The organism is Streptomyces sp. NPDC048337, from assembly GCF_043201175.1.
GTDB lineage: Bacteria > Actinomycetota > Actinomycetes > Streptomycetales > Streptomycetaceae > Streptomyces.
Genome location: NZ_JBICYR010000003.1, coordinates 357,460 through 370,929, shown reverse-complemented (window position 1 = coordinate 370,929; position 13,470 = coordinate 357,460). Strand labels below are relative to the sequence as shown.

Here is a 13,470-nt window from a genome sequence, read left to right as displayed (position 1 = left end):
AAGTCCCCCTGGTTGCTCGAACTCCCCCAGTATTCAGGGGGATCGGGCCATTGCGCACGCCCCCTGCGGCACCTAATTTAAGCAGCCGATTCAGCATGCTTATCCCGCTGCTTAACCACCTTTCCCGGGGGAGGACTTGATGAGTCCAGCCATACGCCGTCCCGCCGTGCGCGCCGTGCTGCGCGGGGCCTTCGCGGCGGCCTGCGCGACCGCGATGCTGCTCGCCGCCGGTCCGGCGGGGGCGGCGGACGCGCCGCCGAAGCCGCTGGTGGAGGTGGAGGTGCCGGGGCCGGAGCACGGCGGCGAGGCCGGCTCCGGGCATGCCCTCGTACCGGCCGCGGGCACCCGGTCGAAGAGCACAGGACGGCTCTCCGAGGCCCAGCGGGCGACCGACGGCGACGTCTCCAAGATGATCGACAACGGACCCACCGCCGACCGCCTGGACGTGGTCTTCGTCGGTGACGGCTACACCGCCGCCGAGCTGGACCGCTTCCACGCCGACGCCCGGCAGAAGTGGGCCGAGGTCACCGCCGTCGAGCCCTACACCACCTATCGCAACCTCTTCAACGTCTGGACGGTCGACGCGGTCTCCCGTGAGTCGGGGGTCTCCGGGGACCCCGACCGGGCCGCGGTCCGCGACACGGCCCTCGGTTCGTACTTCTGGTGCGAGGAGATCGAGCGGCTGCTCTGCATCGACCAGCCCAAGGTCGACGCGTACGTGGCGAAGGCTCCGGCGGCGGACCTCGTCATCGTGCTGGCCAACAGCGCGAAGTACGGCGGCGCGGGCTACAACGAGCGCAGCGCCACCCTCGGTTACGAGGGGATATCCACGGCCTCGGCAGGCCACGCGAAGTCCGGGCACGTCGCCGTCCACGAGACCGGACACTCGCTGGGCAAGCTCGCCGACGAGTACTTCTACGCGGGGGTCCCGGACTACGAGAAGTACACCGGCCCCGAGCCCGCCGAGTCCAACAGCTCCACCCTGACCGCGGACCGGATGGCCGGGGAGCGGGCCAAGTGGTACCGCTGGCTCGGCGAACAGTCCCCGGACGGCGGTACCGTCGGCGCGTACGAGGGCGGCGGCTACTTCGTCACCGGGCTCTACCGGCCCACCGACAACTCGATCATGCGGGTGCTGGGCAAGCCCTTCAACCTGCCCGGTGTCGAGGCGATGATCGCCGGGTTCCACCGGCACGCCAGGACGGTCACCCCGCTGACCCCGACCGACCGCACCCTGCGGGTGCGCCACACGGCGAAGGCGGCCGTGCCGAAGCTGGCGGGCGCCGACGGGAGGCAGCTGGTGGTCCGGTGGTACCTGGACGGGCGGGAGCTGAAGCGGTTCGAGGGCCGGACCGAGGTGCGGGTGGCGGAGCTGTGGCTGTTCGACCTGCGCTCGCACCGGCTGTCCGTCACGGCCGAGGACCGCACGCCCTCGGTGCGCGACCCGCAGATCGCCCGCACCCTGCGCTCCACGACCGAGTGGACGGTCCGCCTCTGAGGTCCCGCCGGGCCCGTTGGCTCTACAGGGACGCGGCGAGGCCGTCGAGGACCAGGCCGAGGCCGAGTTCGAAGCCGCGGTCGTCGAGCTCGGCCAGGCCGGCACCGGTGGCCGCGGCGTCGGTGAGGGAGTCGGCCAGGGCCGGGTAGTCGGGCCGGTACTCCCCGGCGGGGCGGGTGAATCCCGCGGTGAAGGTCTCCAGGGCCGAGCCGAGGACCAGGTAGTCGATGGCGGCGGCGGCCTCGGCGGCGCGGGCCGGGGTGCAGCCCGCCCGGATCAGGGCGGCGAGCAGCGCGTCGTAGCCGCGCAGGGCGGGGGCCGCCTCGACCGCGCGCCGGGCCGCCGGGGCGATCGCGTTCGGGTGGCGCAGGTAGACCCGGCGGTAGCCGCGCGCGTAGGCCGCGATCCCCTCCCGCCAGTCGGGCCCGTCGAGCGGGCTCAGATCGATCTCCTCGTTGATCAGCTCCGAGACCGCGTCGAGGACGTCGTCCTTGGACGCGACGTGGTGGTACAGGGAGGCGCCCCTGACCCCGAGCCGGTCGGCGAGCGTACGCATCTTCAGCGCCTGGGGGCCCTCCTCGTCGAGGAGTTCGAGGGCCGCGCGCGCGATGCTCCCGCGGCTGAGCAGCGGCTGGTTCGGTCGGCCCACGTGTGATCCCCCTCGTCGTCGGCCGCCAGATTACCCGTCCGGAGGGGCTTCCCAAGGAGTTCAGGTCGGGTTAAGGTCCCCGCATTCCCGCAACCTAACAACGTTAGATTTAGCTTCCGGGGCACGTCGGCCGATCGGCGCGTCCCGCTTTGCGAGAGGTGCGCCATGCCCGACCTTGCCCCCGCACGCCCTGAACCGGGCGGCGCAGGCGCCGACACCGACGCCGCCCGCCTGGCCGATCTCGGCTACACCCAGGAGCTCAGCCGCAGCCTCGGCATCCTGGGCAACATCGCCATGGGCTTCGCCGTGGTCTCGCCCGTCGTCGCCCTCTACGCCGTCTCGATGGTCGGCACGATGATCGCCGGACCCGCCTGGGTCTGGGCGCTGCCGATCGTGCTCCTCGGCCAGTGCCTGGTGGTCAACGTCTACTCCGAGCTGGCCTCCCAGTGGCCGCTCGCCGGCGGCCCGTACCAGTGGGGCCGGCGGCTGCTCGGCCCGTCCTTCGGGTGGATGAGCGGCTGGGTGTGGCAGTTCGCGGTGATGTTCGGCAACACCACCGTCGCGTACCTGGCGGCCCCCTGGGCCTTCGCCCTCGTCGGCGCCACGCCCACCCCGGGCTCCCTGGTCGCGGTGGCCGCCGGGATCCTGCTGGCCTGCATGCTGGTCAACGCGTACGGGATCAGGATCCTGAGCTGGTTCGTCTCGCTCGGAATCGCCGCCGAGGCCATCGCCTCCGTACTGGTCGGCTTCGCGCTCCTGCTGTTCTTCCGCGAGCACGGGTTCTCGCTGTTCACCGAGACCCTCGGCGCCGAGGAGCTCTCCGGCGGGTCGACCGTCGTGGCCTTCCTCGCCGTCCTGGCCGTCGCCGGCTGGGGCTTCATCGGATTCGACGCCTGCGTCTCCACCGCCGAGGAGACCAAGGACGCCGGCCGGCAGGTGCCCCGCGCCATGTGGTGGGCGCTGCTCAGCGTCGGCCTCGTGGTCATCCTCAACGCGATGGCCGTCGCCCTCGCCCACCCCGCGCCGCAGGCCGTCGTCGCGGGTGAGGACCTCGACCCGGTGACCACCGCCGTCACCACCGCCTTCGGGTCCTGGTCCGACAAGCCCTTCGTGGCCGTCGTCCTCGTCGGATTCCTCGCCTGCGCCATGGCCTCCCAGGGCGGCGCCGCCCGCGGCGTCTACTCGCTGGCCCGTGACGGCGTGTTCCCCTTCTCCCGCCAGGTGCGCAAGGTCAACCGCCGCCAGGCCCCCATCGGCGGACTCGTCGCCTCGACGCTCGTCAGCTGTACGGGCCTGCTGCTGGGCCTGAACGCCACCGCGATCGGCAGCCTGATCGCCTTCGGCACCGCCGCCACCTTCCTGCCGTTCTTCCTGGTCAGCCTGGCCGCCCTGATCGCCCGCCTGCGCGGCACCTGGGTCCCCTCCGGCCACATCCGGCTGGGGCGCAAGGGCACCTTCCTGAACGTGCTGGCCGTGCTCTGGACCGCCTTCGAGGTCGCCAACGTGTGCTGGCCGCGCGCCGTCCTCGCCCCGCCGGGAGCCCCCTGGTACCAGATCTGGGCGGGCCTGCTGGGCACCGGCGTGGTGATCACCGTCGGACTGGTCTACCTGGTCGCGAAGAAGCCGCAGAAGGCCCTGCTGGCCGCGCAGGCCCGTGAGGAGAGCGGCCGGAGCGAGGAGAACGAGCAGGGCGAGCAGAGCGAGGGCGGGCAGGCGGGCGTACTCGCCGCCGAGCGCCCCTGATCACCCCGCTCTCCGTCCCCCCTCTCCACCCCCGGATCTCCATCCCGTCCCCATCCCTCCATCCCTGATCCACAGGGTCGTCCGGCCCTGTCCGGAACGGAATCCCCACCGAAGGAGTAGTGTCATGGACCTGCCACGAATGACGCGTCGCGGCTTCGGCGCCGCAGCCCTCGCGGCCGCCGCCGTCCCCCTGCTCGGCCGCACCGCCTTCGCCTCGCCGAGCGAGGACCCGCACCACGCACCGGCCGAATGGGAGGCGCACGCCGCCTGTGTGATGGCCTGGCCGTGGGACCGACAGGTCGGGTGGGGCGGACTGCTCCCCGACGTCCAGGCCGAGATCGCCGGCATCGCCCGGGCCGTCGCCCGCTTCGAGCCGGTGATCATGGTCGCCGAACCGGGCCAGGCCGCGGAGGCGCGCGCCCAGTGCGGCAGCACGGTCACGGTCATCGAGTACCCGATCAACGACTGTTGGACCCGGGACACCGGCCCGATCTTCGCGGTCAACCCCGGGAAGACCCACCGGATCGGCCTCGACTTCGGGTTCAACGGCTGGGGCAACAAGTACCCCTTCGACAAGGACGACTTCCTGCCCGTCGGCGTGTGCGCCCACCTGGGCGACACCCGCAAGCCCGTCGACATGGTCCTGGAGGGCGGCGCCGTCCTCACCGACGGGCAGGGCACCCTCATCACCACCGAGGAATGCCTGCTCAACCCCAACCGCAACCCCGGCATGACCCGCGCGCAGATCGAGGCCAAGCTGCTCGCCGCGTACGGAGCGAGCAAGCTCATATGGCTCCCGTACGGGCTCCACCACGACGAGATCACCAACGGGCACGTCGACCTCGTCGCCGCCTACCTGGGCCCCGCCAAGCTCCTGCTCCACACCCAGCCCGACCCGACCAACCCCAACCACGCCCGGATGGCCGCCAACAAGGCGGTCCTCGACGCCGCGACCGACGCGTGCGGCCGGCCCTTCCAGGTGGTGGAGATGCACCACCAGCCGCACTTCCGCCAGAACGGACTGACCGTCGAGACCTTCAGCTACACGAACTACTACCTGACCAGCGGCAGCGTCGTCGTACCCACCTCCGGGGAGTCGACCGACGCCCTCGCCCTCGCACAGTTCGCCACCCTCTTCCCCGGCCGCGAGGTCGTCGGCGCCCGGGCGCGCGTCCTGGCCTGGGGCGGCGGCGGCGTCCACTGCGTGACCCAGCACGTCCCGGCGGTCACGGCCTGAGGCCGTCACCACCTCAACAACGCACCGGCCGGTGTCCGCGGCGACGGGGGATCGCGGCGGCCACCGGCCGGTGTCCACGGGGGCGGGGCGGGACGGGACGGGCTACATGGGGTCCATTCCCCTGTCGTCCATCGTGCCCTCGCGCTCGCTCTGCTCCTGCAGGCGGCGGGCCTTCTCCTTCAGCCGCTTGCGCTCTTCGGGGTCGGTCGACCGGTCGGCCGCCTCGATCAGTTCCTGGGCCTTGGCGCGCATCTGCTGGGACCGGCCGCGGGACTCGCCTGAAACGCTCATGATCACTCCTTGGATCAGTGGGGGAGAGCGGGCGGATTCAGCGAACCAGCAGCGCCCGGCGCCCGCATCTCGAACGGTCACCGAGCGTGACCCGTCCGGCCGTCCGGGCGCGCCCGGCCCCGCCGCCTGGCTTAGGCTCGGACCAGGCGGAGAAGGGGATGGTGCTCATGTGTCGCTGGCTCGCCTACTCCGGTTCGCCCCTGCTCCTCGACGCCGTGCTCTACCGGCCGGAGCACTCCCTGATCAACCAGAGCCTGCACGCGCGGATGGGCGTGGAGTCCACCAACGGCGACGGCTTCGGCATCGGCTGGTACAGCGCGGACGGCAGCGGCGACGGGACCCCCGCCGTCTTCAAGGACATCGCCCCCGCGTGGAACAACCGCAACCTGCGCGAACTGGCCGGCCACGTCCGCTCGCCGCTGTTCTTCGCGCACGTACGGGCCTCCACCGGGTCCGCGATCCAGCAGACCAACTGCCACCCCTTCCGGCACGGCCGCTGGCTGTGGATGCACAACGGGGCGATCGCCGACTTCAGCCGGCTCCAGCGGGACCTGTGCATGGCCGTCGACCCGGCCCTCTTCTCCTCCATCGAGGGCTCCACCGACTCCGAGGTGATGTTCTACCTCGCGGTGACCTACGGCCTCGACCAGGACGTGCCCGGCGCCGTCGCGCGGATGGCGGGCCTGGTGGAGCGGCTCGGCAAGGAGCACGGGGTGGCGGACCCGCTCCAGATGACGGTGGCGGTGAGTGACGGGGAGCGCCTCTGGGCCTTTCGGTACTCCTCCCAGGGCAGGTCCAGGTCGCTGTTCTACAGCAGCAAGGCCGAGACCGTACGCCACCTCCACCCCGAGCTGGACTTCCTCGCCGAGGTCTCCGACGCGACGCGGCTCGTGGTCTCCGAGCCCCTGGGCGACCTGCCCGGACTGTGGAACGAGCTGCCCGAGGCGAGCTACGCGGTGATCCCCGCGGCCTCGGAGGCGGACTACCTGCCCTTCGTACCGGAACTGCCCTGAGCTACCCGGCGTCCGCGGCCAGGGACGTGGTGAGGGTGAAGAGCGCTCCGTCCGGGTCGCGCAGCGCCACCCAGCGTTCCGAGGCGTTCGACGTGACGTCCGAGACGGGACGCCCGCCCATGGACACGGCGGCCTCGACGGCGGGCTTCAGCCGGGGCACGCGGAAGTGGACGTGCCAGCGGGGCCGGGTGTGCGGGGAGTAGGAGGCGAGCTCGACCGGGCCGCTGTTGAGGCGGGCCACGGGCTCTCCGCCCTGCCGCAGGACCACCTGGTCCTCCTCGTACGACACCTCGCAGCACCCGGTCCGGCCGGAGGCCCACTCCAGCACCGCCCCGTAGAAGATCGCCGCGTCGAAGGCGTTCCTGGTGCGCAGCTCCAGCCAGGCGGGCGCCCGGCCCCGGCCCACCCGCCAGTGGGGCGACACGGCGCCCTCCCAGATCCCGAAGACCGCCCCGTCCGGGTCGGCGACCAGCGCCGCGCGGCCGCCGGTGGCGAAGGAGACCGGCCCCACCGCTATCGTGCCCGTGCGCTCCCGGATGCGGTCCACGGCCACGTCGGCGTCGTCCACGGCGAAGTACGGGGTCCAGGCCACGGCGACCCCCAGGTCGGCCGCCAGCGCCCCGATGCCCGCCACCGGAACCCCGTCCATCTCGGCGACCGAGAAGGCCTCGCCCAGCCGGGCCGGCCGGAAGGCCCAACCCGCGACCGCGCGGTAGAAGCGCTGCGCGGTCGTGAGGTCGCGGGCCATGAGACTGACCCAGCACGGAGCTCCGAAGACCTCCCTCGTAGAAATCTCCACCACGCGCTCCGTCCCTCGGACCCCACCGTCTCATTCTGGTCCTTTTCGGGATGGTCTTCGAGCGAAGCACGCCCCCGCGCGGCGGCTCACCCCTAATCTCGGAACCGGACGCTCCGAGCACGCCCGGAAGGCAGGTCTCCCATGGCCGGATCCAAGGTTCCCGTGATCGACCTCGGACCGTGGCGGTCCGGCGACCCCGAGGCCCGGGCCCGTACGGCGGCCCGCGTCGACGAGGCCCTGCGGGAGGCCGGATTCCTCCTGGTCACCGGACACGGCATCGATCCCGCGCTGCCCGCCCGGATCCGGCAGGCGGGGCGCGCGTTCTTCCGGCTGCCGGCCGCCGCGAAGGAGCCGTACGCGGTCACGGTCGGCGGCCGCGGCTGGCTCGGCCCCGGGGCCGAGGCCAACAGCTACGCCGAGGGGACGGCCTCGCCGCCCGACATGAAGGAATCGTGGTCCTGGGCCGCGGACGACCCCACGGGTGACGCGGCCGTGGACGCCGAGTGGTTCCGGCCCAACGCGTGGCCGGCGGAGGCGCCCGCGCTGCGGGCGCTGGTGACGGAGTACCTGGGCCTGATGCGGGCCCTCTCCGACGAGCTGCTGGAACTGCTCGCCACCGCCCTCGGCCTGGCCGAGGACCACTTCACCCGGCACACGTCCCACCCCACCTGGGGGTTCAACCTCAACTGGTACCCGGGCGCCGAGGTCGTCGGCCCGCCGCTGCCCGGCCAGTTCCGCATCGGTGCGCACACCGACTTCGGCACGGTCACGGTCCTCGACCGCCAGCCGGGCTCGGGCGGGCTCCAGATCCACACCGACGCCGACGGCTGGGAGGACGCCCCCTACGATCCGGCCGCCCTCACCGTGAACATCGGCGACCTGATGGCCCGTTGGACCGGGGACCGGTGGCGGGCCGGCCGCCACCGGGTGCTGCCGCCGCCCGCCGACGCGCCCGCCGAGGAACTGATCTCCCTGGTCTACTTCTACGAGTGCGACGCGCACACCCGCGTGGAATCCCTGCCCGCCCCCGTGGGCCGCGTGGTGCACGGCCCGGTGGACTCCCACGCGTACCTGCGGGACAAGCTCCGCGCGATCAGCGTGCCCGACGGGACTACGACTTCAGGGTGAGCCGGAGCCCGACCCAGGTGGGACGGGCTCCTCCTCCTGTGAGTTGACGATCCGGCAGCTCGCGCTCAGTAGGTTCGGACGCATGAACCGACGCCGTACGGCCTCCGCCGCAGCCTTACTCGCCCTCCTCCTGCCGCTCCCGCTCGCCGCCGCGGGCACATCGGCGGCCGCCGACTCCCCGGCCGTGGCCGAGAGCCGCCACACCGCGGTGGAACTCCCCGGCCCCACCGGCCGTTTCTCCGTCGGGCAGGAGACGCTCCACCTCGTGGACCGCAGCCGGACCGACCCCTGGGCAGAGCGGTCCGGGCCGCGCGAGCTGATGGTGACCATGCGCTATCCGGCGCACCGGGGCGGCGGCCCCGTGCGCTACCTCACCCGTGAGGAGGCCCGGTTGATGCTGATCGACCGGGGGCTGGACAAGGTGATCCCGGTCGAGCCCCTGGCCGGAACGGCGACCCACGCCCGGGCCGGGGCACGCCCCGTCGCGGGCCGGTATCCGCTGATCGTCCTCTCGCCGGGCTTCACCGTCTCGCGCGCCACCCTCACCGCGCTCGCCGAGGACCTGGCCTCGCGCGGCTACGTCGTCGCCGCGGTCGACCACGCGTACGAGAGCGCGGGGACCGCCTTCCCCGGCGGGCGCGTGCTGCAGTGCCTGGCCTGCGAGAAGGTCGAGGCGGGTGGCGCGACCATGCAGACGGTCAGCGACACCCGGGCCCGCGACGTGTCCTTCCTCCTCGACCGGCTCACCGGACCGGACCCGGCCTGGCGCCACGCCGGTATCATCGACCGGAGCCGCATCGCGATGGCGGGCCACTCCATCGGCGGCGCCTCGGCGGCCGCCGCGATGGCGACCGACCCCCGGGTCCTGGCCGGGGTCAACCTGGACGGCGGACTCGCGACCCCGGTGCCCGAGACCGGGCTCGGCGGGCGCCCGTTCATGCTGATCGGCGCGCAGAACCGGGGCCCGGGCGGCAGCCCGACCTGGAGCCGCGACTGGCCGAAGCTCGACGGCTGGAAGCGCTGGATCACCTTCGCCGACTCCGGCCACTTCACCTTCAGCGACTTCCCGGCGATCGCCGACCAGCTCGGCCTCCGGGACCCCGAGGCCCCGCTGCCCGGCGACCGCTCCGTGGAGCTGACCCGGCGCTACGTGGCCGCCTTCTTCGACCAGCACCTGAAGGGCAAGCCCCAGCCCGTGCTGGACGGCCCGTCCCCCGACGCGCCGGAGGTCCGCTTCCACACGCCCTGAACCGCCCCTCAGACCACCGTCACCGGGTGGCGCACGACCGCGTCGAAGAGGTAGCCCTGCGTGTTGTGGGCCGTAGTCGCGGGCTGCGTCCGCCCGGTGGCGTCGGTCGCCCGCGCCAGCAGCGCCGTCGCCCCCGTCGCCCGCGGGGTCCACGGCACCGACCAGCGCACCCAGCTGCCCCGGCGGGGGCGTCGTGCAGCCGGGTCCGCTGCCAGCGGACCCCGCCGTCGGTGCTGACCTCGACCCGGCGCACGGGAGCCGCGCCCGACCAGGACCGGCCGGTCAGCAGCCGCGTCCGGTGCACGGGGAGGGACGCCCCCAGCTCCAGCTCGAAGGCGCTCTTGAGGGTCTGCCGGGTCAGCGGGGCGCTGCCCTCCGCCGGCTGCCCGGGGCCGAACAGCCGGTACATGTCGGTGTTCCACGGCGAGTACAGCGGTGCGGCGCTCACCTCGATGTCCCCGACCCATTTGATCGAGGAGATCCCGACCCACTCCGGGACGACGAGGCGCACCGGGCCGCCGTGGTCCGGCGGCAGCGGATCCCCGTTCATCTCGTACGCGAGCAGTACGTCGTCCAGCGCCTTCGAGACCGGCAGCGGACGCCGCACCCGCCCCAGGTTCACCCCGTTCGCGACCACGTCGTCGTCCAGCCCGCGCGGCAGCACGTCGACGGCGCCGCGCGTCACGCCCGCCTGCCGCAGTACGTCCGACAGCCGGGCCCCGCGCCAGTGCGCGACCCCGATGGCGCCCAGCGTCCACGCGGTGCCGGTGACCTGCCGGCCCTGCTGGGTGGAGTAGAAGCTCCGGCCGTTGCCCGCGCACTCGATGAACAGCGTCCGCTCGACCGCCGGCAGGGCGCGCAGCCGGTCGTACGAGAACGTGACGGGGCCGCCCGCCAGCCCGTCGCCCCACACCTCGAGCCGCCAGTCGCCGGCCTCGATCCGCGGGGTGCGGGTGTGGTTCCGTACGAAGAACCGGTCGATGGGGGTGAGCGGCCCGGTGCCGCGCAGGGCGGCGAAGTTCGTCTCCGCGTTGGTGCCCCGGATGGTGAACAGCTCGGCCGGCAGCGGCTTGACGACGCCCGGCGGCTCGGCGGCCGCGGCCGGGCCCGCCGCGCCCAGGCCCAGCGATCCGGCGGCGGCGCCCGCCGCGAAGAGCTTGAGCAGGTCCCGGCGGTCCACCCCGGCGGAACGGGCGCGTCCGCGGGCCCACTGCCGCAGGCGCGTGCGGTCGTAGCGACTCTCGTCGGACAGGTCGAAGGGCATGGCGGGGTCACTCCTTGATCGCGGTTCCCGACGGACCGTAGGGGCCCGGGGCAGGCCGCGGGAACCTTCCCACCGTGATGGCCACGAACCTGCAACACCGCCGCAACGGCCGATTACCGCTGGTCCGGCGAATTTCGGCAGGATGTGGCCCATGACCGAGATCCGTACCCCCCGACTCCTCCTCCGCCGCTGGACCGACGACGACCTCGTCCCCCTGTCGGAGATCAACGCCGACCCGGAGGTGATGCGCTGGATCGGCGACGGCTCCGTCCTCGACCTGGACCGGACCGCCGAGGACATCGAGCGCTGGGAGGAGGAGTGGGACGAGGAGGGCTTCGGGCTCTTCGCCGTCGAACTCCTGGGCTCGGGCGAGCTGATCGGAGCCGTCGGCCTCTCGGTCCCGGAGTACCTGCCCGAGGTGGCGCACGAGGTCGAGATCAGCTGGCGGCTCGGACGCCAGTACTGGGGCCAGGGCTACGCCTCCGAGGCCGCCCAGGCCACCCTGGAGTTCGCCCTCCAGGACCGGGGCCTGGACCGGGTCGTCGCCGTCAACCGGGCGGGCAACGAGGTCTCCGAGAACGTGATCCGCAAGCTGGGCATGGTGCCGGAGCGCGACACCACGGACCCCCGGTACGGACACCTCCTGCAGATCCACGCCATCGACCTCACGGAGTACGAGGCCTGATCGGGCCGACCGCATCGGCCGATCGGTTGACCCGGAGGTCCTCCGGAGCGCTCGCGGGCTCCGGCCGCCGGGCGGACCGGGGAGCGGCCCCGGCACGGCGACCATGGACCGGGGGAGCGGGAGGGCGGACACGGGCCCTCCCCGCCCCGGAGCCGAGAGGGACACCATGAACGCGCACGACCGACTCCTCCTCGACGCCGCCCGGCGCGGCGACGCGGCCGCGGCGGCCGAGGCCCTCGCCGCCGGCGCCGCGGTCGAGGCCCGCGACGAGGAGCTCCGCACCCCGCTGCTGCTCGCCGCGCTCGGCGACCACCTCGACGCGGCCGCGCTGCTGCTCGCCGCCGGAGCCGACCCGAACGCCCCGGACTCGCGCGAGGACAGCCCCTGGCTGGTCACCGGGGTCACCGGCAGTGTCCGGATGATGCGCCTGCTGCTGCCCGCCGGACCCGACCTGAAACAGCGCAACCGCTTCGGCGGGATCTCCCTCATCCCGGCCGCCGAGCGGGGGCACACCGCGTACGTGCGCGCCGTGCTGGACGAGACGGACATCGACGTGGACCACGTCAACCGGCTCGGCTGGACCGCCCTGCTGGAGGCGGTGATCCTCGGCGACGGCGGCCCCCGGCACGAGGAGATCGTCGCCCTGCTGCTCGCGGCGGGCGCCGACCCGGTGCTGGCCGACCACGACGGCGTCACCCCGTACGAGCACGCCGCACGCCGCGGCTTCGACGGCATGGCGCGCATCCTGCGCGCGGCCGAGGAGGCCCGGGACGAGCGGGGGACGGGCCGGTGAACCGCCGCGCGCGGGGCGCCCGTACCGTCCTCGCGGGACTCGCCGCCGCCCTGCTGCTCGGCGCCTGCACCGGGACCGGGCGGCCCGCGGAGGCCCCGGCCCCGGCGCCGTCCGCCGCCTCCCCGCTGGCGGCCACCGCGCCGACCCCGCAAGGGCTGCTGCTGACCGCCGACTTCGGGGCCGACACCGTCACCTTCGTGGACCCGGAGCGCGGAGCGCTCGCCTCCGTCCCCGTCGGACGGGCCCCGTACGGGCTGGCCGTCGGCGCGGACGGCCGCGCCTGGGTGGCCACCGCCGAGGGCCTCGCCGTGGTCGACACCCGCACCCGTACGCGGCTGGCCCGCATCCCGTACCGCACCGGCACCGGCCCGGTCACCGACGGCGAGTACCGGGGCGGCGGCATGGGCGTCGCCCTGTCGCCCGACGGCGCGCGCGCCTACGTCGGCGTCAACGTGCCCGGTACGACGGGCGTGCTGGAGGTCGTGGACACCGCGACCCGCGAGGTCACCGCCGTCGTGCCGGTCGGCCGGCGCCCCTTCGACGTGGACGTGTCACGCGACGGCTCCGAGGTCTACGTCACCGGCCACGACTCCTTCGACCTCACCGTCGTGGCGGCCGGACCGCTCAGCCCACGCCGGATCGAAGTGGCCCCGTACGGCACCGAGGGCGGGCTCGGCTCCTGGCTGAAGCCGCACTACGCGGTCGTCCGCCCGTCCGACGGGATGCTGCTGCTCCCCTTCGAGGGCGAGCGGCTGGCCGTGGTCGACCCGCGGACCGGGCGCACCACGATCGAGCCGATGACCGCCGACACCCACCAGCACGGGACCGCCCTGACCGCGGACGGCAGGCTGCTGGTGGTCGGCACGGGCCCGGTGGAGCCAGGGGAGGGCAAGGGCCCGTCGCTGACGGTCCGTTCCCCGGACGGTGCCGAGCGCGTGTACCCGCTGGCCGGACCGCACGAGGACGTGGCCGTCTCCCGCGACGGCCGGACCGCGTACGTCACGGGCGGCTACACCCGCGACGGCTACTGGAACGGCATCACCGTCGTCGAACTCGACACGGGCGCCACCCGCCGCCTCCCGGCGGGCGCGCGGCCGCTGGGGATCACCGTCCTCTGAGGC

At 73.6% G+C, this 13,470-nt stretch carries 12 protein-coding genes and 1 pseudogene; 9 read left to right on the top strand and 4 right to left on the bottom strand.

Features of this window, described 5'->3' with window-relative positions; translation table 11 throughout:
• The first annotated feature begins 139 nt into the window (after positions 1–139).
• Positions 140–1,498: a M64 family metallopeptidase gene (locus tag ACGFYU_RS07375; RefSeq protein ID WP_393826292.1), complete on the top strand. Its 1,359-nt coding sequence runs from the start codon at positions 140–142 to the stop codon at positions 1,496–1,498.
• Positions 1,499–1,520: 22 nt separating this feature from the next.
• On the opposite strand, the gene ACGFYU_RS07370 is transcribed toward ACGFYU_RS07375, so the two are convergent.
• Positions 1,521–2,147 (bottom strand): TetR/AcrR family transcriptional regulator, encoded by a 627-nt coding sequence (locus ACGFYU_RS07370; RefSeq protein ID WP_393826291.1) that lies wholly within the window; start codon positions 2,145–2,147, stop codon positions 1,521–1,523.
• 165 nt (positions 2,148–2,312) lie between these two features.
• On the opposite strand from ACGFYU_RS07370, the gene ACGFYU_RS07365 reads away from it, so the two are divergent.
• On the top strand, positions 2,313–3,890 hold the full coding sequence (locus ACGFYU_RS07365; protein WP_393826290.1) for an APC family permease: 1,578 nt from the start codon (positions 2,313–2,315) through the stop codon (positions 3,888–3,890).
• Between the two features lie 124 nt (positions 3,891–4,014).
• Positions 4,015–5,127 carry an agmatine deiminase family protein gene (locus ACGFYU_RS07360; protein WP_393826289.1) on the top strand — a complete coding sequence of 371 codons (1,113 nt, stop codon included), beginning with the start codon at positions 4,015–4,017 and terminating at the stop codon, positions 5,125–5,127.
• Between the two features lie 102 nt (positions 5,128–5,229).
• On the opposite strand, the gene ACGFYU_RS07355 is transcribed toward ACGFYU_RS07360, so the two are convergent.
• On the bottom strand, positions 5,230–5,418 hold the full coding sequence (locus ACGFYU_RS07355; protein WP_393826288.1) for a DUF6381 family protein: 189 nt from the start codon (positions 5,416–5,418) through the stop codon (positions 5,230–5,232).
• A 167-nt stretch (positions 5,419–5,585) separates the two neighbouring features.
• Here ACGFYU_RS07355 and ACGFYU_RS07350 point away from each other — a divergent pair, with 167 nt between their 5' ends.
• Positions 5,586–6,431, top strand: a complete 846-nt coding sequence (locus ACGFYU_RS07350) for a class II glutamine amidotransferase (protein WP_393826415.1) — start codon at positions 5,586–5,588, stop codon at positions 6,429–6,431.
• A gap of 1 nt (position 6,432) precedes the next feature.
• Here ACGFYU_RS07350 and ACGFYU_RS07345 read toward each other — a convergent pair whose 3' ends face one another.
• Positions 6,433–7,179 carry a VOC family protein gene (locus tag ACGFYU_RS07345; RefSeq protein ID WP_393826287.1) on the bottom strand — a complete coding sequence of 249 codons (747 nt, stop codon included), beginning with the start codon at positions 7,177–7,179 and terminating at the stop codon, positions 6,433–6,435.
• Between the two features lie 192 nt (positions 7,180–7,371).
• Between ACGFYU_RS07345 and ACGFYU_RS07340 the strand changes: the two genes are divergently transcribed.
• Positions 7,372–8,358, top strand: a complete 987-nt coding sequence (locus ACGFYU_RS07340; RefSeq protein ID WP_393826286.1) for an isopenicillin N synthase family dioxygenase — start codon at positions 7,372–7,374, stop codon at positions 8,356–8,358.
• An 82-nt stretch (positions 8,359–8,440) separates the two neighbouring features.
• A complete protein-coding gene (locus tag ACGFYU_RS07335; RefSeq protein ID WP_393826285.1) occupies positions 8,441–9,607 on the top strand; it encodes an alpha/beta hydrolase family protein in 1,167 nt (388 codons plus the stop codon).
• A gap of 8 nt (positions 9,608–9,615) precedes the next feature.
• Here the strand turns inward: ACGFYU_RS07335 and ACGFYU_RS07330 are convergent.
• Positions 9,616–10,871 (bottom strand): annotated as a pseudogene (locus ACGFYU_RS07330) (sulfite oxidase).
• Positions 10,872–11,022: 151 nt separating this feature from the next.
• Between ACGFYU_RS07330 and ACGFYU_RS07325 the strand changes: the two are divergent.
• The 3 genes from ACGFYU_RS07325 (at position 11,023) to ACGFYU_RS07315 (ending at position 13,467) form a co-directional block, all read left to right on the top strand.
• Positions 11,023–11,556, top strand: a complete 534-nt coding sequence (locus ACGFYU_RS07325; protein ID WP_393826284.1) for a GNAT family N-acetyltransferase — start codon at positions 11,023–11,025, stop codon at positions 11,554–11,556.
• A 166-nt stretch (positions 11,557–11,722) separates the two neighbouring features.
• Entirely contained in the window at positions 11,723–12,349 is a 627-nt protein-coding gene (locus ACGFYU_RS07320) for an ankyrin repeat domain-containing protein (protein ID WP_393826283.1), read from the top strand.
• A complete protein-coding gene (locus ACGFYU_RS07315) occupies positions 12,346–13,467 on the top strand; it encodes a hypothetical protein (protein ID WP_393826282.1) in 1,122 nt (373 codons plus the stop codon). Before ACGFYU_RS07320 ends, ACGFYU_RS07315 begins: the two co-directional genes overlap by 4 nt.
• The last annotated feature ends 3 nt before the right edge of the window (positions 13,468–13,470 follow it).

Coding starts and splice junctions, on each gene's coding strand:
- ACGFYU_RS07360 (WP_393826289.1), top strand. CDS start 4,015: ATGGACCTGCCACGAATGACGCGTCGCGGCTTCGGCGCCGCAGCCCTC.
- ACGFYU_RS07335 (WP_393826285.1), top strand. CDS start 8,441: ATGAACCGACGCCGTACGGCCTCCGCCGCAGCCTTACTCGCCCTCCTC.
- ACGFYU_RS07355 (WP_393826288.1), bottom strand. CDS start 5,418: ATGAGCGTTTCAGGCGAGTCCCGCGGCCGGTCCCAGCAGATGCGCGCC.
- ACGFYU_RS07345 (WP_393826287.1), bottom strand. CDS start 7,179: ATGGCCCGCGACCTCACGACCGCGCAGCGCTTCTACCGCGCGGTCGCG.
- ACGFYU_RS07365 (WP_393826290.1), top strand. CDS start 2,313: ATGCCCGACCTTGCCCCCGCACGCCCTGAACCGGGCGGCGCAGGCGCC.
- ACGFYU_RS07350 (WP_393826415.1), top strand. CDS start 5,586: ATGTGTCGCTGGCTCGCCTACTCCGGTTCGCCCCTGCTCCTCGACGCC.
- ACGFYU_RS07320 (WP_393826283.1), top strand. CDS start 11,723: ATGAACGCGCACGACCGACTCCTCCTCGACGCCGCCCGGCGCGGCGAC.
- ACGFYU_RS07375 (WP_393826292.1), top strand. CDS start 140: ATGAGTCCAGCCATACGCCGTCCCGCCGTGCGCGCCGTGCTGCGCGGG.
- ACGFYU_RS07325 (WP_393826284.1), top strand. CDS start 11,023: ATGACCGAGATCCGTACCCCCCGACTCCTCCTCCGCCGCTGGACCGAC.
- ACGFYU_RS07340 (WP_393826286.1), top strand. CDS start 7,372: ATGGCCGGATCCAAGGTTCCCGTGATCGACCTCGGACCGTGGCGGTCC.